Annotated in this window: 16 protein-coding genes and 2 tRNA genes; 17 read left to right on the forward strand and 1 reads right to left on the reverse strand. The window is 61.4% G+C overall.

Annotated features, from left to right (window positions below; all coding sequences use genetic code 11):
- The first annotated feature begins 244 nt into the window (after positions 1-244).
- The 5 genes from dnaJ (at position 245) to greA (ending at position 7,423) form a co-directional block, all read left to right on the forward strand.
- Complete coding sequence (gene dnaJ, locus QZ497_RS12745; RefSeq protein ID WP_295475292.1) at positions 245-1,378, forward strand: molecular chaperone DnaJ; 1,134 nt, start codon at positions 245-247, stop codon at positions 1,376-1,378.
- Positions 1,379-1,399: 21 nt separating this feature from the next.
- Positions 1,400-2,203 (forward strand): 4-hydroxy-tetrahydrodipicolinate reductase, encoded by an 804-nt coding sequence (gene dapB / locus QZ497_RS12750; RefSeq protein WP_295475295.1) that lies wholly within the window; start codon positions 1,400-1,402, stop codon positions 2,201-2,203.
- Positions 2,204-2,452: 249 nt separating this feature from the next.
- A complete protein-coding gene (carA, locus tag QZ497_RS12755) occupies positions 2,453-3,589 on the forward strand; it encodes a glutamine-hydrolyzing carbamoyl-phosphate synthase small subunit (RefSeq protein ID WP_295475297.1) in 1,137 nt (378 codons plus the stop codon).
- A gap of 139 nt (positions 3,590-3,728) precedes the next feature.
- The gene (gene carB / locus QZ497_RS12760; RefSeq protein ID WP_295475300.1) at positions 3,729-6,950 is read left to right on the forward strand and encodes a carbamoyl-phosphate synthase large subunit; all 3,222 of its coding nucleotides are present in this window, start codon (positions 3,729-3,731) and stop codon (positions 6,948-6,950) included.
- Entirely contained in the window at positions 6,947-7,423 is a 477-nt protein-coding gene (gene greA / locus QZ497_RS12765; protein ID WP_295475303.1) for a transcription elongation factor GreA, read from the forward strand. The genes carB and greA overlap by 4 nt, the downstream gene beginning before the upstream one ends.
- A 190-nt stretch (positions 7,424-7,613) precedes the next feature.
- Here greA and QZ497_RS12770 read toward each other — a convergent pair whose 3' ends face one another.
- Entirely contained in the window at positions 7,614-7,922 is a 309-nt protein-coding gene (locus QZ497_RS12770; RefSeq protein WP_295475306.1) for a YhbY family RNA-binding protein, read from the reverse strand.
- A gap of 104 nt (positions 7,923-8,026) precedes the next feature.
- On the opposite strand from QZ497_RS12770, the gene rlmE reads away from it, so the two are divergent.
- The 12 genes from rlmE to rbfA all read left to right on the forward strand — a co-directional run bounded on the left by rlmE (position 8,027) and on the right by rbfA (position 19,770).
- A complete protein-coding gene (gene rlmE / locus QZ497_RS12775) occupies positions 8,027-8,677 on the forward strand; it encodes a 23S rRNA (uridine(2552)-2'-O)-methyltransferase RlmE (RefSeq protein WP_295475308.1) in 651 nt (216 codons plus the stop codon).
- A gap of 192 nt (positions 8,678-8,869) precedes the next feature.
- Complete coding sequence (gene ftsH / locus QZ497_RS12780) at positions 8,870-10,777, forward strand: ATP-dependent zinc metalloprotease FtsH (protein ID WP_295475312.1); 1,908 nt, start codon at positions 8,870-8,872, stop codon at positions 10,775-10,777.
- Positions 10,778-10,785: 8 nt separating this feature from the next.
- Positions 10,786-11,637: a dihydropteroate synthase gene (folP, locus tag QZ497_RS12785; protein ID WP_295475315.1), complete on the forward strand. Its 852-nt coding sequence runs from the start codon at positions 10,786-10,788 to the stop codon at positions 11,635-11,637.
- An 18-nt stretch (positions 11,638-11,655) separates the two neighbouring features.
- Positions 11,656-12,996 carry a phosphoglucosamine mutase gene (gene glmM / locus QZ497_RS12790; protein ID WP_295475317.1) on the forward strand — a complete coding sequence of 447 codons (1,341 nt, stop codon included), beginning with the start codon at positions 11,656-11,658 and terminating at the stop codon, positions 12,994-12,996.
- A 66-nt stretch (positions 12,997-13,062) separates the two neighbouring features.
- Positions 13,063-13,818, forward strand: a complete 756-nt coding sequence (gene tpiA, locus QZ497_RS12795; protein WP_295475320.1) for a triose-phosphate isomerase — start codon at positions 13,063-13,065, stop codon at positions 13,816-13,818.
- A gap of 4 nt (positions 13,819-13,822) precedes the next feature.
- Positions 13,823-14,209, forward strand: coding sequence for a preprotein translocase subunit SecG (gene secG, locus QZ497_RS12800; RefSeq protein WP_295475323.1), 387 nt, complete (start codon positions 13,823-13,825; stop codon positions 14,207-14,209).
- Positions 14,210-14,254: 45 nt separating this feature from the next.
- Positions 14,255-14,340 (forward strand) — tRNA-Leu (locus QZ497_RS12805).
- A gap of 95 nt (positions 14,341-14,435) precedes the next feature.
- Positions 14,436-14,512 (forward strand) — tRNA-Met (locus tag QZ497_RS12810).
- A 130-nt stretch (positions 14,513-14,642) separates the two neighbouring features.
- Positions 14,643-15,101 (forward strand): ribosome maturation factor RimP, encoded by a 459-nt coding sequence (rimP, locus tag QZ497_RS12815; RefSeq protein ID WP_295475326.1) that lies wholly within the window; start codon positions 14,643-14,645, stop codon positions 15,099-15,101.
- Between the two features lie 60 nt (positions 15,102-15,161).
- On the forward strand, positions 15,162-16,643 hold the full coding sequence (gene nusA / locus QZ497_RS12820) for a transcription termination factor NusA (protein WP_295475328.1): 1,482 nt from the start codon (positions 15,162-15,164) through the stop codon (positions 16,641-16,643).
- 27 nt (positions 16,644-16,670) lie between these two features.
- Complete coding sequence (gene infB, locus QZ497_RS12825; protein WP_295475331.1) at positions 16,671-19,232, forward strand: translation initiation factor IF-2; 2,562 nt, start codon at positions 16,671-16,673, stop codon at positions 19,230-19,232.
- A 136-nt stretch (positions 19,233-19,368) separates the two neighbouring features.
- Positions 19,369-19,770 (forward strand): 30S ribosome-binding factor RbfA, encoded by a 402-nt coding sequence (gene rbfA / locus QZ497_RS12830; protein WP_295475334.1) that lies wholly within the window; start codon positions 19,369-19,371, stop codon positions 19,768-19,770.
- Positions 19,771-19,772 lie beyond the last annotated feature (2 nt).

Below are 19,772 nucleotides of genomic sequence, written 5' to 3' on the forward strand. Positions count from 1 at the left end.
GCGTTGGCGTGTCTGGAACAGACGAAAATTTCCGGTTTGCGCGCAGTGCTGCGCAAACCCTGTGGCAAAGCCTTGCTGCTCCTGCAGCAGGCTTGTTCTGCCGCTTTCACGGCCGCTGATGGCCGTTGAACGAAGACCGGGATCGTTGAATTGACGTGAGTTGGGTCCGAGCCTGAAGGGGCTCAACGAGTCTGGCCGGGCTCAGGAGCGTTTGGCCGGGCGTCCTCAAGAGTGCAGAAGAATTATGGCGAAGCGTGACTATTACGAAGTATTGGGGGTCGAGCGAGGCGCCAGCGAGGCGGAGCTGAAGAAGGCTTATCGTCGTCTGGCGATGAAGCATCACCCCGACCGTAACCCTGACGACAAAGCGTCGGAAGAACTGTTCAAAGAGGCCAACGAGGCCTACGAGGTATTGTCCGACGCCAGCAAGCGTGCAGCCTACGACCAGTATGGCCATGCCGGTGTCGACCCGAGCATGGGTGGCGGCGGTGGTGGCTTCGGTGCCGGCGGCGCGAACTTCTCCGACATCTTCGGCGATGTATTCAGTGACTTCTTCGGCGGCGGCGGTCGCGGCGGTGGTCGTGGCGGCCCGCAGCGCGGCAGCGACCTGCGTTACACCCTGGAGCTGAACCTCGAGGAAGCGGTGCGCGGTACTACCGTGAACATCCGTGTGCCGACCCTGGTGAACTGTAAGCCGTGCGACGGCAGCGGCGCCAAGAAAGGCTCTTCGCCGGTCACCTGCCCGACCTGTGGCGGTATCGGCCAGGTGCGCATGCAGCAGGGCTTCTTCTCGGTGCAGCAGACCTGCCCGCGTTGCCATGGCCAAGGCAAGATCATTTCCGATCCGTGCGAGTCCTGTAACGGCGAAGGTCGGGTCGAGGAATACAAGACTCTGTCGGTCAAGGTGCCGGCGGGTGTCGATACCGGCGACCGTATCCGCCTGTCGGGTGAAGGCGAGGCCGGCCCGCAGGGTGGCCCGAACGGTGACCTGTACGTGGTCATCAACGTTCGCGAGCACCCGATTTTCCAGCGCGATGGCAAGCATCTGTACTGCGAAGTGCCGATCAGCTTCACCGATGCGGCGCTGGGTGGCGAGATGGAAGTGCCGACCCTCGATGGCCGCGTGAAGCTGAAGATTCCGGAAGGTACCCAGACCGGCAAGCAGTTCCGTCTGCGCGGCAAGGGTGTGGCGCCAGTGCGTGGCGGCGGTCCGGGCGACCTGATGTGCCGCGTGGCGGTGGAAACGCCGGTCAACCTCAGCAAGCGTCAGCGCGAGCTGCTCGAGGAGTTCCGCGAGTCGCTGCAGAGCGACGAATCGCACTCGCCCAAGGCCAGTGGCTGGTTCGAAGGCGTGAAGCGTTTCTTCGGCGACTTGTAAGATTTTTCACGGGAGCAGGACATGCGACGTATTGCTGTAATGGGCGCCGCCGGGCGCATGGGCAAGATTCTCATCGAAGCGGTGGGCCAGACCCAGGGTGCCGGCCTGACCGCCGCCATCGACCGCCCCGACAGCACTCTGGTAGGTGCTGACGCGGGTGAGCTGGCCGGCCTCGGTCGCCTGGGTGTGCCGCTGTCGGGCGACGTGGCGCGTGTGGCCGAAGAGTTCGACGTGCTGATCGACTTCACGCACCCATCGGTGACCCTGAAGAACCTGGCGTTCTGCCGCAAGGCCGGCAAGGCGATGATCATCGGCACTACGGGTTTCACTGCCGAAGAGAAGCAGCGTCTGGCCGAAGCGGGCAAGGAAATCCCCATCGTCTTCGCCGCCAACTTCAGCGTGGGTGTGAACCTGTGCCTGAAGCTGCTCGACACTGCGGCGCGCGTGTTGGGCGATGACGTGGATATCGAGATCAGCGAAGCGCACCACCGTCACAAGGTCGATGCACCTTCGGGGACTGCTCTGCGCATGGGTGAGGTGGTCGCCAGCGCGCTGGGTCGTGACCTGGAAAAGGTCGCGGTGTATGGCCGTAAGGGCCAGACCGGTGCTCGCGAACGCCAGACCATCGGCTTTGCCACCACCCGCGCGGGTGACATCGTGGGCGACCACACCGTGCTGTTCGCTGCAGACGGCGAGCGCGTGGAGATCACTCACAAGGCCTCCAGTCGCATGACCTTTGCCCGTGGTGCGGTACGTGCGGCCATGTGGCTTGATGGCAAGGCGCCAGGCCTTTACGACATGCAGGATGTGTTGGACTTGCGTTGATCGGTCGTCAATTACCGTGAAAAAATCAGGCCGTCGGCGATCATTCGATCATTGACGGCCTTTTTGTAACAGCGAAAGGCCGATTGGTAGTAGACCCAAAGAGCCCTTTTCTGTAAGCTACAGCTTTAGTGTGTCCACTAAAAGCGCGCAGATGAATCTATCCAATAAAGCGGGGTGACGTATCAAACGTCATTCCGCTTTTTTGCAACCTGCGATCGCCCCTTCAGGCTTTAACTACGGGAGGTCTTCTTGACTAAGCCAGCCATACTCGCCCTTGCTGATGGCAGCATTTTTCGCGGCGAAGCCATTGGAGCCGACGGTCAGACCGTTGGCGAGGTGGTGTTCAACACCGCAATGACCGGCTATCAGGAAATCCTTACCGATCCTTCCTATGCCCAACAGATCGTTACCCTGACCTACCCACACATCGGCAATACCGGGACCACCCCGGAAGATGCCGAATCCGACCGCGTGTGGTCGGCTGGCCTGGTCATCCGCGACCTGCCGCTGGTAGCCAGCAACTGGCGTAACAAGCTGTCTCTGCAAGACTACCTGAAGGCCAACAACGTGGTGGCCATCGCCGGTATCGATACCCGTCGCTTGACGCGCGTGCTGCGTGAGAAGGGCGCCCAGAACGGCTGCATCCTGGCTGGCGACAACATCAGCGAAGAGGCTGCCATCGCCGCCGCTCGCGGCTTCCCGGGCCTCAAAGGCATGGACCTGGCCAAGGTGGTCAGCACCAAGGACCGCTACGAGTGGCGCTCCAGCGTGTGGGAGCTGAAAACCGACAGCCACCCTGAAATCCCGGCCTCCGAGCTGCCTTACCACGTCGTGGCCTACGACTACGGCGTGAAGGTCAATATCCTGCGCATGCTGGTCGCCCGTGGCTGCCGCGTGACCGTGGTGCCGGCCCAGACCCCGGCCAGCGAAGTGCTGGCGCTCAACCCGGACGGCGTGTTCCTGTCCAACGGCCCTGGCGATCCGGAGCCCTGCGACTACGCCATCACCGCCATCAAGCAGGTGCTGGAAACCGACATCCCGGTGTTCGGCATCTGCCTCGGTCACCAGTTGCTGGCCCTGGCCTCCGGAGCCAAGACCGTCAAGATGGGCCATGGCCACCACGGTGCCAACCACCCGGTCCAGGACCTGGACACCGGTGTGGTGATGATCACCAGCCAGAACCACGGCTTCGCGGTGGACGAGGCGACCCTGCCTGCCAACGTGCGGGCCATCCACAAGTCGCTGTTCGACGGCACCCTGCAAGGTATCGAGCGCACCGACAAGAGCGCCTTCAGCTTCCAGGGTCACCCTGAAGCAAGCCCCGGCCCGACCGACGTGGCGCCTCTGTTCGATCGCTTCATCCAAGCCATGGCCAAGCGTCGCTGAGCGGTTGCCTTGAGAATGAAGTAATCAGGTGCCAGGGCGGCCCCGGCAGCTTCGAGCTGCGCCAGGCGTCGCCGCCCGACACCTCAATGAAATGTTCAAGACGGCTTGCCGACTGACCTGCGGATTTGAGTGACAACCCATGCCAAAACGTACAGACATTAAAAGTATCCTGATTCTCGGCGCCGGCCCCATCGTGATCGGCCAGGCGTGCGAGTTCGACTACTCCGGCGCCCAGGCCTGCAAGGCCCTGCGCGAAGAGGGTTACCGCGTCATCCTGGTGAACTCCAACCCGGCCACCATCATGACCGACCCGGCCATGGCCGACGCCACCTACATCGAGCCGATCAAATGGCAGAGCGTGGCCAAGATCATCGAGAAGGAGCGTCCTGACGCCGTCCTGCCAACCATGGGTGGCCAGACCGCGCTGAACTGCGCCCTGGACCTGGAGCGCGAAGGCGTGTTGGCCAAGTTCGGCGTCGAGATGATCGGTGCCAACGCCGACACTATCGACAAGGCCGAAGATCGCTCGCGCTTCGACAAGGCCATGAAAGACATCGGCCTGGAATGCCCGCGTTCGGGTATCGCCCACAGCATGGAAGAGGCCTTCGCGGTGCTCGAAAAGCTGGGCTTCCCGTGCATCATCCGTCCGTCCTTCACCATGGGCGGCACCGGTGGCGGCATTGCCTACAACCGTGAAGAATTCGAAGAGATCTGCGCCCGTGGTCTGGACCTGTCGCCGACCAAGGAACTGCTGATCGACGAGTCGTTGATCGGCTGGAAAGAGTACGAGATGGAAGTGGTCCGCGACAAAAAGGACAACTGCATCATCGTCTGCTCCATCGAGAACTTCGACCCGATGGGCGTGCACACCGGCGACTCGATCACCGTCGCGCCAGCCCAGACGCTGACCGACAAGGAATACCAGATCATGCGTAACGCCTCCCTGGCGGTGCTGCGTGAGATTGGCGTCGAGACCGGCGGTTCCAACGTGCAGTTCGGTATCTGCCCGGATACCGGCCGCATGGTCGTCATCGAGATGAACCCGCGCGTATCGCGTTCCTCGGCCCTGGCCTCCAAGGCCACCGGTTTCCCGATCGCCAAGGTCGCGGCCAAGTTGGCGGTCGGCTACACCCTCGACGAACTGCAGAACGACATCACCGGTGGCAAGACCCCGGCGTCCTTCGAGCCGTCCATCGACTACGTCGTCACCAAGCTGCCGCGCTTCGCCTTCGAGAAGTTCGCCAAGGCCGACGCCCGCCTGACCACCCAGATGAAATCCGTGGGTGAAGTCATGGCCATCGGCCGTACCTTCCAGGAGTCCCTGCAGAAAGCCCTGCGTGGCCTGGAAGTCGGCGCCTGCGGCCTGGATCCGAAGCTGGACCTGGCCAACCCGGAAAGCGAAGGCGTGCTCAAGCGCGAACTGACCGTGCCGGGTGCCGAGCGTATCTGGTACGTGGCCGATGCCTTCCGTGCCGGTTTGAGCCGCGACGAAATCTTCGCCATGACCAGCATCGACCACTGGTTCCTGATCCAGATCGAAGACCTGATCAAGGACGAAGAGAAGGTCAAGACCCTGGGGCTGTCGGCCATCGACCGCGACCTGATGCTGCGCCTCAAGCGCAAGGGCTTCTCCGACGCGCGCCTGGCCAAGCTGCTGGGTGTCACCGAGAAGAACCTGCGCACCCATCGCCAGAAGCTGGAAGTGTTCCCGGTCTACAAGCGCGTCGACACCTGCGCCGCCGAGTTCGCCACCGACACTGCCTACCTGTACTCCACCTACGAGGAAGAGTGCGAGGCCAACCCGTCGACCTGCGACAAGATCATGATCCTCGGCGGTGGCCCGAACCGTATCGGCCAGGGTATCGAGTTCGACTACTGCTGCGTGCATGCGGCCCTGGCGCTGCGTGACGATGGTTACGAAACCATCATGGTCAACTGCAACCCGGAAACCGTATCCACCGACTACGACACCTCCGACCGCCTGTACTTCGAGCCGGTTACCCTGGAAGACGTGCTGGAAATCGTGCGTGTCGAGAAGCCGAAAGGCGTCATCGTCCAGTACGGCGGCCAGACCCCGCTGAAACTGGCGCGCGCGCTGGAAGCGGCCGGCGTACCGATCATCGGTACCACCCCTGATGCCATCGACCGTGCCGAAGACCGTGAGCGCTTCCAGCAGATGGTCGAGCGCCTGAATCTGCGTCAGCCGCCGAACGCCACCGTGCGCAGCGAAGACGAGGCCATCCGTGCCGCCGCCAAGATCGGTTATCCGCTGGTGGTGCGTCCGTCCTACGTACTGGGCGGTCGGGCGATGGAAATCGTCTACCAGGAAGACGAACTCAAGCGCTATCTGCGTGAAGCCGTACAGGTGTCCAACGACAGCCCGGTACTGCTCGACCACTTCCTCAACTGCGCCATCGAGATGGACGTGGATGCGGTCTGCGACGGTACTGATGTCGTGATCGGCGCGATCATGCAGCACATCGAGCAGGCGGGCGTGCACTCCGGTGACTCGGCCTGTTCCCTGCCGCCGTACTCGCTGCCGGCCCACGTGCAGGACGAAGTTCGCGACCAGGTGCGCAAGATGGCCCTGGAACTGGGCGTGGTCGGCCTGATGAACGTGCAGTTGGCCCTGCAGGGCGACGACATCTACGTCATCGAGGTCAACCCGCGTGCTTCGCGTACCGTACCGTTCGTGTCCAAGTGCATCGGTGTTTCCCTGGCGATGATCGCTGCGCGCGTCATGGCTGGTAAGACCCTGAAGGAACTGGGCTTCACCCAGGAAATCATCCCGAACTTCTACAGCGTCAAGGAAGCGGTCTTCCCGTTCGCCAAGTTCCCGGGTGTCGACCCGATCCTTGGCCCGGAAATGAAGTCGACTGGCGAAGTCATGGGTGTGGGTGATACCTTCGGCGAAGCGTTCGCCAAGGCTCAGATGGGCGCCAGCGAAACCCTGCCAACCGGTGGCACTGCGTTCATCAGCGTACGCAACGATGACAAGCCGCTGGTGGCCGGTGTTGCGCGTGACCTGATCAGCCTGGGCTTCGAGGTCGTCGCCACGGCTGGCACCGCCAAGGTGATCGAGGCGGCTGGCCTGAAGGTGCGTCGCGTCAACAAGGTGACCGAAGGCCGTCCGCACGTCGTGGACATGATCAAGAACGACGAAGTCACCCTGATCATCAACACGACCGAAGGTCGTCAGTCGATTGCCGACTCCTATTCCATTCGCCGTAATGCGTTGCAGCACAAGATCTACTGCACCACCACCATTGCGGCCGGTGAAGCTGTCTGCGAGGCGCTGAAATTCGGTCCCGAGAAGACCGTTCGTCGCCTGCAGGATCTGCATGCAGGATTGAAAGGATGAATAAATACCCCATGACCGTCGAGGGCGCTCGCGCCCTCGAAGAAGAGCTGAATCACCTGACCAAGGTGGTCCGCCCGAAACTCAGTCAGGACATCGGCGAAGCACGCGAGCTGGGTGACCTGAAGGAAAACGCCGAATACCATGCCGCCCGCGAACAGCAGGGCATGGTCGAGGCGCGGATCCGTGACATCGAAGGCCGCATGCAGAATGCCGTGGTCATCGACGTCACGACCATTCCTCACACCGGCAAGGTGGTGTTCGGCACCACCGTGGAGATCGCCAACGTCGACACCGACGAAAGCGTGGTCTACAAGATCGTCGGTGAGGATGAAGCGGACATCAAGCAGGGCAAGATCTCCGTGACCTCGCCGATTGCCCGTGCGCTGATCGCCAAGAGCGAAGGCGACGTCGTAGCGGTGACCACACCCGGTGGCGTGGTTGAATACGAGATCATCGAAGTCCGTCACATCTGACGTTTCGAGCCGCTCTTGCCGTACCGAACAGGCTGTTCATCGAAGGGTGAACGGCCTGTTTCATCTAGGTCAGGACCGTTTCGCGGGCACCACGGGCTGCCGGTCATTGCGCTGGCAAGCGGTGTCTGATGAGGCGGGAAAGAAGCGGATATGGCGGGGCGCGCGACGCACGCCCCCGGCGAGGCGGCGATCAGCCGGCGCGGTGTACGTTGGACAGGTTCTTGTTCGGCTTGGGGTTCTTGCGATAGATCAGAGCCATCTTGCCGATCACCTGGACCAGTTCCGCAGAGCCGTTCTGGCACAGCTCGGCAATGGTCTGCAGGCGGCTTTCGCGGTCCAGGATGTTGAGCTTGATCTTGATCAGCTCGTGGTCGTTGAGCGCACGTTCCAGCTCGGCGAGCACACCCTCGGTCAGCCCGTTGTCGGCCACGATCAGGACCGGCTTCAGGTGATGGCCAATGGATTTGTATTGTTTCTTCTGCTCTTGAGTGAGCGGCATAATCTGACCCCTGCGTCTGGTCTGGTGAAAAACGGCGGCCAGTTTACCCGAGCACGTTCGGGGCCGCTCACTTAATCGCGACCCGTTTATTTTTGAGGTGCCCAGTGGCCCGTTCCAAGTCAAGCCATAGCTGGCTGAAAGAACATTTCGACGACAAATACGTGAAAATGGCACAAAAGGACGGCTATCGTTCGCGTGCTAGCTACAAGCTCCTGGAGATCCAGGACAAGGACAAGATCATTCGCCCAGGCATGACGGTCATCGACCTCGGTGCGGCACCGGGGGGCTGGTCGCAGGTCACCAGCCGTCTGATCGGCGGCCAGGGGCGGTTGATCGCTTCGGACATCCTGGAGATGGACAGCATCCCTGATGTCACCTTCATTCGCGGCGATTTCACCGAAGACGCCGTGCTGGCGCAGATTCTCGAAGCGGTAGGTAATACGCAGGTAGACCTTGTGATTTCCGATATGGCCCCCAATATGAGTGGATTGAGCGCCGTGGACATGCCGCGCGCCATGTTTCTCTGTGAACTGGCGCTGGACCTGGCAGGGCGAGTGTTGCGCCCCGGTGGCGATTTCCTCATCAAGATTTTCCAGGGTGAGGGCTTTGACACGTTCCACAAGGATGTCCGTCGGCTGTTCGACAAGGTCCAGATGCGCAAGCCGCTATCGTCGCGCGATCGTTCTCGCGAGCAATACCTGCTGGCGCGGGGCTTTCGCGGCATCGAGGGCTCGGCCAGCGATGAGCGTCTTTGACGCGGGGTGATAGCTTTTTTCAAATGGCGCGTGCGTGCCGCCTGGACGAACATGCTGTAGCGAATGTTTCACAAAGGGTTACAGACGGTGCCTGCCACATCCGGGGGTTCTGTAGTAAGTTAGGGCGGTGATTATCATGCGAGGCACGCTTGCTGCGTGGAGCTTGCTTCAGAGGGTAGCTAATTGAACGATATGGCAAAGAATTTGATCCTGTGGTTGATCATCGCGGCGGTCCTGGTGACGGTGATGAACAACTTCTCCAGCCCGAACGAGCCGCAGACCCTCAACTACTCCGAATTCATCCAGCAGGTGAAGAGCGGCAAGGTCGAGAAGGTCGCCGTCGACGGCTACGTCATCACCGGCAAGCGCACCGATGGCGACACCTTCAAGACCATCCGCCCGGCAATCCAGGACAATGGCCTGATCGGCGACTTGGTCGACAACAACGTGGTCATCGAAGGCAAGCAGCCTGAGCAGCAGAGCATCTGGACCCAGCTGCTGGTCGCCAGCTTCCCGATTCTGGTGATCATCGCCGTGTTCATGTTCTTCATGCGCCAGATGCAGGGCGGAGCGGGCGGCAAGGGCGGCCCGATGAGCTTCGGCAAGAGCAAGGCGCGCCTGCTCTCCGAAGACCAGGTCAAGACCACGCTGGCCGACGTCGCCGGTTGCGACGAGGCCAAGGAAGAAGTCGGCGAGCTGGTCGAGTTCCTGCGCGACCCAGGCAAGTTTCAGCGCCTGGGCGGTCGTATCCCTCGCGGCGTGCTGATGGTCGGCCCGCCCGGTACGGGTAAAACCCTTTTGGCCAAGGCTATCGCGGGCGAAGCCAAGGTGCCGTTCTTCACCATTTCCGGTTCCGACTTCGTGGAAATGTTCGTGGGTGTTGGCGCCAGCCGCGTCCGCGACATGTTCGAGCAGGCCAAGAAGCACGCGCCCTGCATCATCTTCATCGACGAGATCGACGCCGTCGGTCGTCACCGTGGTGCCGGCATGGGCGGCGGTCACGACGAGCGGGAGCAGACCCTCAACCAGTTGCTGGTAGAGATGGACGGCTTCGAAATGAACGATGGCATCATCGTCATCGCCGCTACCAACCGTCCTGACGTACTCGACCCTGCACTGCTGCGTCCTGGTCGTTTCGACCGCCAGGTGGTGGTCGGCCTGCCGGACATTCGCGGTCGCGAGCAGATTCTCAAGGTGCACATGCGCAAGGTGCCGATGGGCGAGAACGTCAACGCGGCGGTCATCGCCCGTGGCACGCCTGGCTTCTCCGGTGCTGACCTGGCCAACCTGGTCAACGAGGCATCGCTGTTCGCTGCACGTAACGGCAAGCGTCTGGTCGAGATGAAGGAATTCGAATTGGCCAAGGACAAGATCATGATGGGCGCCGAGCGCAAGACCATGGTCATGTCCGAGAAAGAGAAGCAGAACACCGCTTACCACGAAGCCGGTCACGCCATCGTCGGTCGCCTCGTGCCAGAGCACGACCCGGTCTACAAGGTGTCGATCATCCCGCGTGGTCGTGCATTGGGCGTCACCATGTTCCTGCCCGAAGAAGATCGCTACAGCCTGTCCAAGCGCGCACTGATCAGCCAGATCTGCTCGCTGTACGGCGGCCGCATCGCCGAAGAAATGACCCTGGGCTTCGATGGTGTCACCACGGGTGCGTCCAACGACATCATGCGCGCCAGCCAGATCGCGCGGAACATGGTCACCAAGTGGGGCCTGTCTGAGAAGCTCGGCCCGCTGATGTACACCGAAGACGAAGATTCGGGCTTCCTGGGGCGTGGCGCCAGCCAGAACACCAGCTTCTCGGGTGAAACCGCCAAGCTTATCGACTCGGAAGTGCGCAGCATCATCGACCACTGCTACGGTACGGCCAAGCAACTGCTGACCGACAACCGCGACAAGCTCGACGCCATGGCCGAAGCGCTGATGAAGTACGAGACCATCGACGCCGACCAGATCGACGACATCATGGCCGGCCGCACACCGCGTGAGCCGCGTGACTGGGAAGGTGGTTCGGGCACCAGTAACGGTACGCCGGTCACTCCGGATTCCCGTCCCGAGGCGCCTATTGGCGGTCCTGCTGCTGAACACTAAGGTCTGACATGACTTCGACGCTGTACCCGACCCGGTTGCCTTGCGGCAACCGGGTTCTTGATTTATCCCGTACCCATGTGATGGGTATCCTCAACGCAACCCCCGACTCTTTCTCCGACGGTGGCCGCTACAGCCTGCTGGGCAACGCGTTGCGCCATGCAGAAGCCATGGTGGCGGCGGGCGCCACGCTGATCGACATCGGCGGCGAGTCGACGCGTCCCGGTGCGCTGCCGGTTTCCGTGCAGCAGGAGCTGGATCGTGTCGCACCGCTGGTCGAGCGCGTCGCGCAGTCCCTCGATGTGGTGATTTCCGTGGATACTTCCACGCCGCAGGTGATCACCGAGACGGCCCGCCTGGGCGCTGGCCTGATCAACGACGTGCGTTCGCTGCGTCGGCCTGGAGCCTTGGAAGCGGCAGCCGCAGTTGGCCTGCCGGTGTGCATCATGCACATGCTGGGCGAGCCCGGTGATATGCAGGATAATCCGCATTATCAGGACCTGGTGGGGGAAGTGAGCGGCTTTCTCGCCGAGCGCATGCAGGCCTGTGAGCAGGCTGGCATACCTGCCGAGCGTATCGTGCTGGACCCCGGCTTTGGCTTCGCCAAGACCCTGGAGCACAACCTCAGCCTGTTCAAACGCATGGACGCCTTGCACGCATTGGGACGCCCCCTGTTGGTCGGTGTCTCGCGCAAGAGCATGATTGGCGGTGTGCTGGGTCGCCCGGTCGATCAGCGCCTGTTTGGCGGCCTGGCATTGGCTGCACTGGCCATGACCAAAGGCGCGAAAATTCTGCGTGTGCACGATGTGGCCGAGACAGTGGATGTCGTGCGCATGATCACAGCCGTCGAGTCGGCTGAATAAGAACATTCTGGAGCATCCATGACTACCAAGAAATATTTCGGCACCGACGGTATTCGCGGTCGCGTTGGGCAATACCCCATCACCCCTGACTTCATGCTCAAGCTGGGCTGGGCCGCCGGTATGGCGTTCCGCCGCATGGGTGCCTGCCGCATCCTGGTCGGCAAGGACACGCGGATCTCCGGCTACATGTTCGAGTCTGCGCTGGAGGCCGGCCTGTCCGCCGCTGGCGCCGACGTGATGCTCCTTGGTCCCATGCCGACCCCGGCGATCGCCTACCTGACCCGTACTTTCCATGCCGAGGCGGGCATCGTGATCAGCGCTTCGCACAACCCGCACTACGACAACGGCATCAAGTTCTTCTCCGGCAAAGGAACCAAGCTGCCTGACGAGATCGAAATGATGATCGAGGAACTGCTCGATGCACCGATGACCGTCGTGGAATCGGCCAGTCTGGGCAAGGTGTCGCGAATCAACGACGCGGCGGGTCGTTATATCGAGTTCTGCAAGAGCAGCGTGCCGACCGGTACCAGTTTCGCCGGCCTGAAGCTGGTGGTCGACTGCGCCCACGGGGCCACCTACAAGATCGCGCCCAACGTATTCCGCGAGCTGGGTGCGCAGGTCAGCGTGCTGGCGGCACAGCCCAACGGGCTGAACATCAACGAGAGCTGCGGCTCGACCCATATCGAGGCCGTGCAGGCCGCTGTGGTGGCCGAGAAGGCCGATCTGGGCATTGCCTTCGACGGTGATGGCGATCGGGTCCTGATGGTAGATCACACGGGTACGGTGGTCGATGGCGACGAGCTGATGTACATCATCGCCCGCGACATGCACCAGCGTGACCGTCTGCACGGTGGTGTGGTCGGTACCCTGATGAGCAATCTGGGCCTGGAACTGGGCTTGGCCGACCTGGGGATCCCTTTCGTGCGCGCCAACGTCGGCGACCGCTACGTCATTGCCGAACTGCTGGAGCGCAACTGGCTGCTCGGCGGTGAAAACTCCGGGCACGTGGTATGCCTGCAGCACACCACAACGGGGGACGCGATCATCGCTGCCCTGCAGGTGCTGATGGCGCTGCGCCGCGCAGGCCAGACCCTGGCCGAGGCGCGTCAACAGATCCGCAAGTGCCCGCAGGTGCTGATCAACGTCAGGTTTGCCGGTGGTGTCGATCCGGTGGCCCATCCTTCCGTGCAGGAAGCCTGCGCCCGTGTAACCGACGAAATGGCTGGGCGTGGGCGGGTATTGCTGCGTAAATCCGGCACCGAACCGCTGGTACGGGTGATGGTCGAGGGTGAGGACGAGGCTCAGGTGCGCGGTTATGCCGAAGAGCTGGCCAAGCTGGTCGCTGAAGTTTGTGCCTGAGACGGGCTTGCCAGTGTTGAAAGTGTTGGGTAAGATCTGCGCCCACTTTGACCGACGAGGTAAAGCATGCGTCGCCCTATGGTAGCTGGTAACTGGAAAATGCACGGTACCCGCGCCAGCGTCGCTGAGCTGATCGAGGGTCTGGCGGCGCAGGTGTTGCCTGGCAACGTTGATGTCGCTGTGATTCCTTCGAGCCTGCACATCGGTCAGGTGGTTGATGGGCTCCAGAACGGGCCGATCATGGTCGGTGCACAGGATGCGGCTGTACAGGCCGAGCAGGGTGCGCTGACAGGCGAGATCGCTGCGGTGCAGTTGGTCGACGCCGGTTGCAAGCTGGTGCTGGTTGGGCACTCCGAACGCCGCCTGTTGCTGGGCGAGTCCGATGAGGTGTTGAACCGCAAGTTCGCAGCCATCCAGGCCAATGGCCTGACACCGGTACTGTGTATTGGTGAGACGCTGGAGCAGCGCGAGGCAGGGCAAACCCTTGAAGTGGTCGGGCAGCAGCTTGACAGTGTCGTCAAGGCGTTTGGTATCCAGGCCTTCGTCAATGCCGTTGTTGCCTACGAGCCTGTATGGGCCATTGGCACCGGATTGACCGCAACGCCCGAGCAGGCGCAGGACGTGCACGCAGCGATTCGTGCGCAACTGGCCAAAGAAGATTCTGAAGTCGCGCAAGGTGTGCGGCTTCTCTATGGCGGCAGCGTGAAGGCGGCCAATGCGGCTGAGCTGTTCAGCATGCCGGATATCGATGGGGGGCTTGTAGGTGGAGCTTCCCTGAATGCAGATGAATTCGGTGCGATCTGTCGCGCCGCGGGAAACTGAAAAGATGCTGGAAACAGTCGTGATCGTTTTTCATCTGCTGGGTGCCCTGGGTGTTGTTGCCCTGGTTCTGATGCAGCAGGGTAAAGGTGCTGAAGCAGGTGCTTCTTTTGGTGCGGGTGCATCAAATACTGTCTTCGGAAGCCAAGGAAGTGCTACCTTCCTGAGTAAGTTTACTGCTATACTCGCTGCATGTTTTTTCTTGACCAGCCTGGGCTTAGGTTACTTTGCTAAGGAAAAGGCTCAAGTAATTAACCAGATCGGTTTGCCAGATCCAGCCGTCATGGAAGTCAAGCAAAAGCCATCATCCGATGATGTTCCTATGCTTGATGGCAGCAAACCAGCCGCTACGGCTCCTGCTGATGTACCTCAGGCTCCAGAGCAGAAGAAGTAAGCAAGAATTCGACGATGTATCAGAGATCGTCAAATGTGTTGTAAAGCCGAGGTGGTGGAATTGGTAGACACGCAACCTTGAGGTGGTTGTGCCCATAGGGTGTAGGGGTTCGAGTCCCCTTCTCGGTACCAATAAACAAGGCAGCCCGCATCAGCGGGCTTTCTTGTAGGTCGATGTTCGGTTGACCTGTCAAGGGATCAATCGTATAATCCGGCCCCAGCTTTGTCGCGGGGTGGAGCAGCTTGGTAGCTCGTCGGGCTCATAACCCGAAGGTCGTTGGTTCAAATCCAGCCCCCGCAACCAGTATTAGCGGAGCCCCTTTTGAGGGGCTTTTTGTTAGCTGGACAGAACATGACGCCGGTGTTCAGCGGCGTTCTCACGGATGGGCTTTTGCCCATTTTTTTATTTTTAAAGCATGCACGAGGGGGTTCAGGTGTCGAGCAAGCTAGAACAGTTGCAGGCCATGCTGGCCCCAGTGGTCGAAGCGCTTGGCTACACATGTTGGGGAATCGAGTTCGTTTCCCAGGGCCGGCATTCGATGCTGCGCGTTTATATCGATAAAGAAGGCGGCGTTCTGGTGGATGACTGTGAAATCGTCAGCCGTCAGGTCAGTGGTGTATTGGATGTCGAAGATCCGATCAGCTCTGAATACACGCTCGAAGTGTCTTCTCCTGGCATGGATCGCCCGCTGTTCACCCTTGAACAGTTTGCTTTGCACGCTGGGGACCAAGTGAAAATAAAGCTGCGCTCGCCATTCGAAGGACGGCGCAACTTTCAGGGCTTTCTCCGCGGGGTGGAGGAGCAGGATGTCGTGGTGCAGGTCGATGACCACGAATACCTGTTGCCGATCGACTTGATCGACAAAGCCAACATCATTCCCACGTTTGACTGAAGACGTGCCAGATACTGCGGATCCCGCGGATCCAATGGCTTGCGAAAGGCGAGGCGTACGATGAGCAAAGAAGTACTGCTGGTTGTTGAGTCGGTGTCCAATGAAAAGGGCGTACCGGCAGGTGTAATTTTTGAAGCGCTGGAGCTGGCACTGGCCACCGCTACCAAGAAGCGCTACGAAGACGAAGTCGATGTGCGCGTTGAAATCAACCGTCACACCGGCAACTACGAAACATTCCGTCGCTGGACCGTGGTCGAGGACGAAGATCTGGATGACCCGGCGCACCAGTACGCCGTCGACCAGGCCCAGGCCCACAAGCCTGGCGCCGTGGCCGGTGATGTCATCGAAGAGAAGATCGAGTCCATCGAGTTCGGTCGTATCGCCGCGCAGACCGCCAAGCAGGTCATCGTCCAGAAGGTCCGTGAGGCGGAACGCGCCCAGGTCGTCGATGCCTATCGCGAGCGTCTGGGCGAAATCATTTCCGGCACTGTAAAAAAGGTGACGCGTGACAATGTCATCGTCGACCTGGGTAACAATGCCGAGGCACTGCTGGCACGCGAAGACATCATTTCCCGGGAGACCTTCCGGGTCGGTGTTCGCCTGCGCGCACTGCTGAAAGAAATCCGCACCGAGAACCGCGGCCCGCAGCTGATCCTGTCGCGTACCGCGCCGGAAATGCTGATCGAGCTGTTCCGTATCGAAGTACCGGAAATCGCCGAAGGGCTGATCGAAGTGATGGCAGCGTCCCGTGACCCGGGTTCGCGCGCCAAGATCGCCGTGCGCTCCAAGGACAAGCGTATCGACCCGCAAGGCGCCTGCATCGGCATGCGCGGTTCGCGAGTCCAGGCTGTCTCCGGTGAGCTGGGTGGTGAGCGTGTGGATATCGTGCTGTGGGACGACAACCCAGCACAGTTCGTGATCAACGCCATGTCCCCTGCTGAAGTCGCGGCAATCATCGTCGATGAAGATGCCCATGCAATGGATATCGCCGTTGGCGCGGACAACCTGGCGCAAGCCATTGGTCGTGGCGGTCAGAACGTACGCCTGGCCAGCCAGTTGACTGGCTGGACACTGAACGTGATGACCGAGTCGGACATCCAGGCCAAGCAGCAGGCCGAGACCGGCGACATCCTGCGCAACTTCATCGAAGAGCTGGAAGTCGATGAAGAGCTGGCACAGGTGCTGGTCGACGAAGGCTTTACCAGCCTGGAAGAAATTGCCTACGTACCGCTGGAAGAGATGCTCAACATCGATGGTTTCGACGAGGAGATCGTCGACGAGCTTCGTGCTCGGGCCAAGGATCGCCTGTTGACCAAAGCCATCGCTACCGAGGAAAAACTGGCAGATGCCCAGCCGGCCGAAGACCTGCTCTCGCTTGAGGGTATGGACAAGGACCTGGCGATGGAACTGGCGGTACGCGGCGTGCTGACCCGCGAAGACCTGGCCGAGCAGTCGATTGACGACCTGCTCGACATCGACGGCATCGACGACGATCGTGCCGGCAAGTTGATCATGGCCGCCCGTGCCCATTGGTTCGAGTAACAAGGCGCGGCCTGAGGAGAGAAGTGCATGACGCAAGTCACGGTGAAAGAACTGGCCAAAGTGGTCGACACACCGGTAGAGCGCCTGCTGCAGCAGATGCGTGAGGCAGGCCTGCCGCACACCGCCGCCGAGCAAGTAGTGACCGACAACGAAAAACAGGCGCTTCTGGCGCATTTGAAGAGCGGTCACAAGGCGAAGGCGGAAGAACCGCGCAAGATTACCTTGCAGCGCAAGACCACCAGCACCCTGCGTGTGGCTGGTAGCAAGAGCATCAGCGTAGAAGTACGCAAGAAAAAAGTCTTCGTGCAGCGCAGCGCCGAAGAAATCGAAGCCGAGCGCAAGCGCGAGCTGGACGAGCGCCGTGCGGCGGAAGCTGCCGTGCGCCAGAAAGCCGAGGCCGAAGAAGCCAAGCGCCGCGCCGAAGAAGAAGCGCGCCGTCAGCCAGCAGCTGCCGAAAGCAAGCCAGAGCCTGTGGCCGAGAAAGCGCAACCGGCCGAAGCTCCGGTCGAGCGCGCCGCTGCTCCAGAGCCTGTGCGTGAAGCATCGGCTGCAGCCCCGACCAGCAATCCTCCTGCGACCACCACCATCGAAGTGCGCAAGCGTGACGATCGTCGTGCGGAAAAGACCCATCGTGGCGAAGAGCGCGGTTCGCGCAGCGGCGATGGCGAGCGCAAGGGTGCTGCTCCTCGTCCTGCGAGCAAGGAAAAGGCGCCGAATGCCCGCGTTGCCCCACGTACCACCGACGAAGAGAGCGATGGCTTCCGTCGCGGCGGCCGTGGCAAGTCCAAGCTCAAGAAGCGTAACGCTCACGGCTTCCAGGCTCCATCCGGGCCGGTGATTCGTGACGTGACCATCGGTGAGACCATCACCGTTGGCGAGCTGGCGGCGAAGATGTCGGTCAAGGCAGCCGAAGTCATCAAGTTCATGTTCAAGATGGGCACCCCGGTGACCATCAACCAGGTTCTGGACCAGGACACTGCGCACCTGATCGCCGAAGAGCTGGGCCACAAGGTGACCCTGGTCAGCGACAACGCCCTGGAAGAATCCCTGGCCGAGTCCCTGAAGTTCGAAGGCGAGAGCTTCGCTCGTGCTCCGGTGGTGACCGTCATGGGCCACGTCGACCACGGTAAGACCTCGCTGCTCGACTACATTCGTCGTGCCAAGGTTGCCGCAGGCGAGGCCGGTGGCATTACCCAGCACATCGGTGCCTACCACGTAGAAACCGAACGCGGCATGGTCACCTTCCTGGATACCCCAGGCCACGCGGCGTTCACCGCCATGCGTGCCCGTGGTGCCAAGGCCACCGACATCGTGATCCTGGTGGTCGCGGCGGACGACGGCGTGATGCCACAGACCATTGAAGCTGTACAGCACGCCAAGGCGGCCGGTGTACCGCTGGTGGTCGCGGTGAACAAGATCGACAAGCCGGGTGCGGACATGGACCGTATCCGCAGCGAACTGGCCACCCATGGCGTGACTCCGGAAGACTGGGGCGGCGAGACTCCGTTCGTACCGGTCTCGGCGAAGATGGGTACCGGCGTCGACGAACTGCTCGAAGCCGTTCTGCTGCAGGCCGAAGTGCTCGAACTCACTGCCACGCCGTCGGCGCCTGGCCGTGGTGTGGTGGTCGAATCGCGCCTGGACAAGGGCCGCGGCCCAGTGGCCACCGTGCTGGTTCAGGACGGTACCCTGCGTCAGGGCGACATGGCTCTGGTCGGCTCGAACTTCGGTCGTATCCGCGCCATGCTCGACGAGAACGGCAAGCCTGTTAAGGAAGCCGGCCCGTCGATCCCGGTCGAGATCCTCGGCCTGGATGGCACGCCGGAAGCCGGTGACGAGCTGACCGTACTGGCCGACGAGAAGAAGGCCCGTGAAGTCGCGCTGTTCCGCCAAGGCAAGTTCCGCGAAGTCAAACTGGCTCGCGCACACGCCGGCAAGCTGGAAAACATCTTTGAAAGCATGGGCCAGGAAGAGAAGAAGACGCTCAACATCGTCCTCAAGTCCGACGTCCGTGGTTCCCTGGAAGCGCTGCAAGGTGCCCTGGGTGGTCTGGGTAACGATGAAGTGCAGGTGCGGGTCATCGGTGGCGGTGTCGGTGGTATCACCGAGAGCGACGCCAACCTGGCACTGGCCTCCAACGCCGTGCTGTTCGGCTTCAACGTGCGTGCCGATGCCGGCGCACGGAAGATCGTCGAGCAGGAAGGTCTGGACATGCGTTACTACAACGTAATCTACGACATCATCGAAGACGTCAAGAAGGCCCTGACCGGCATGCTGGGCAGCGATGTTCGCGAGAACATCCTCGGTGTTGCCGAAGTTCGTGACGTGTTCCGCTCGCCGAAGTTCGGCGCCATCGCCGGCTGCATGGTGATCGAAGGGACCGTCCACCGTAATCGTCCGATCCGCGTACTGCGCGAGGACATCGTGATCTTCGAAGGCGAGCTGGAATCCCTGCGTCGCTTCAAGGACGATGCTTCCGAAGTCCGCTCTGGCATGGAGTGCGGTATTGGCGTCAAGAGCTACAACGACGTCAAGGTCGGCGACAAGATCGAGGTCTTCGAGAAAGTCCAGGTGGCCCGCAGCCTCTAAGTCGCGGGTTCCAGGCACAGCGCGGTGCGCCGTGCCTTATGCTGAACGCAACGCCCGGTCTGACATCCGTCGGACCGGGCGTTTGCCGCTTTCAGACCGTCAGGGTCAAGGCCCGGGTCAGTAATAGGTATCAAGCATGGCCAAAGAATATAGCCGTACCCAACGCATCGGCGATCAGATGCAGCGCGAGCTGGCACAACTGATCCGTCGCGAAGTCAAGGACCCGCGCCTGGGTCTGGTGACCATTACTGCCGTGGACGTCAGCCGTGACCTCGGCCACGCCCAGGTCTACGTCACCGTCATGGGCCCGGATGGCAGCGATGCCGTCGCGCAGAGCCTCAAGGTGCTGAACACCGCCGCCGGCTTCCTGCGCATGCAGATCGGCCGCGAAATGAAACTGCGCACCGTGCCGCAGCTGCACTTCCATTACGACGAGAGCGTGTCCCGTGGCGCGCACCTGTCGGCGCTGATCGAGCGTGCCGTGGCCGAAGACAGCCAGCACCAGCCAGCTTCTGCCGCAGACGATTCGAAGGAGTGACC

The sequence above is a fragment of the uncultured Pseudomonas sp. genome (assembly GCF_913777995.1).
Taxonomy (GTDB): Bacteria; Pseudomonadota; Gammaproteobacteria; order Pseudomonadales; family Pseudomonadaceae; genus Aquipseudomonas.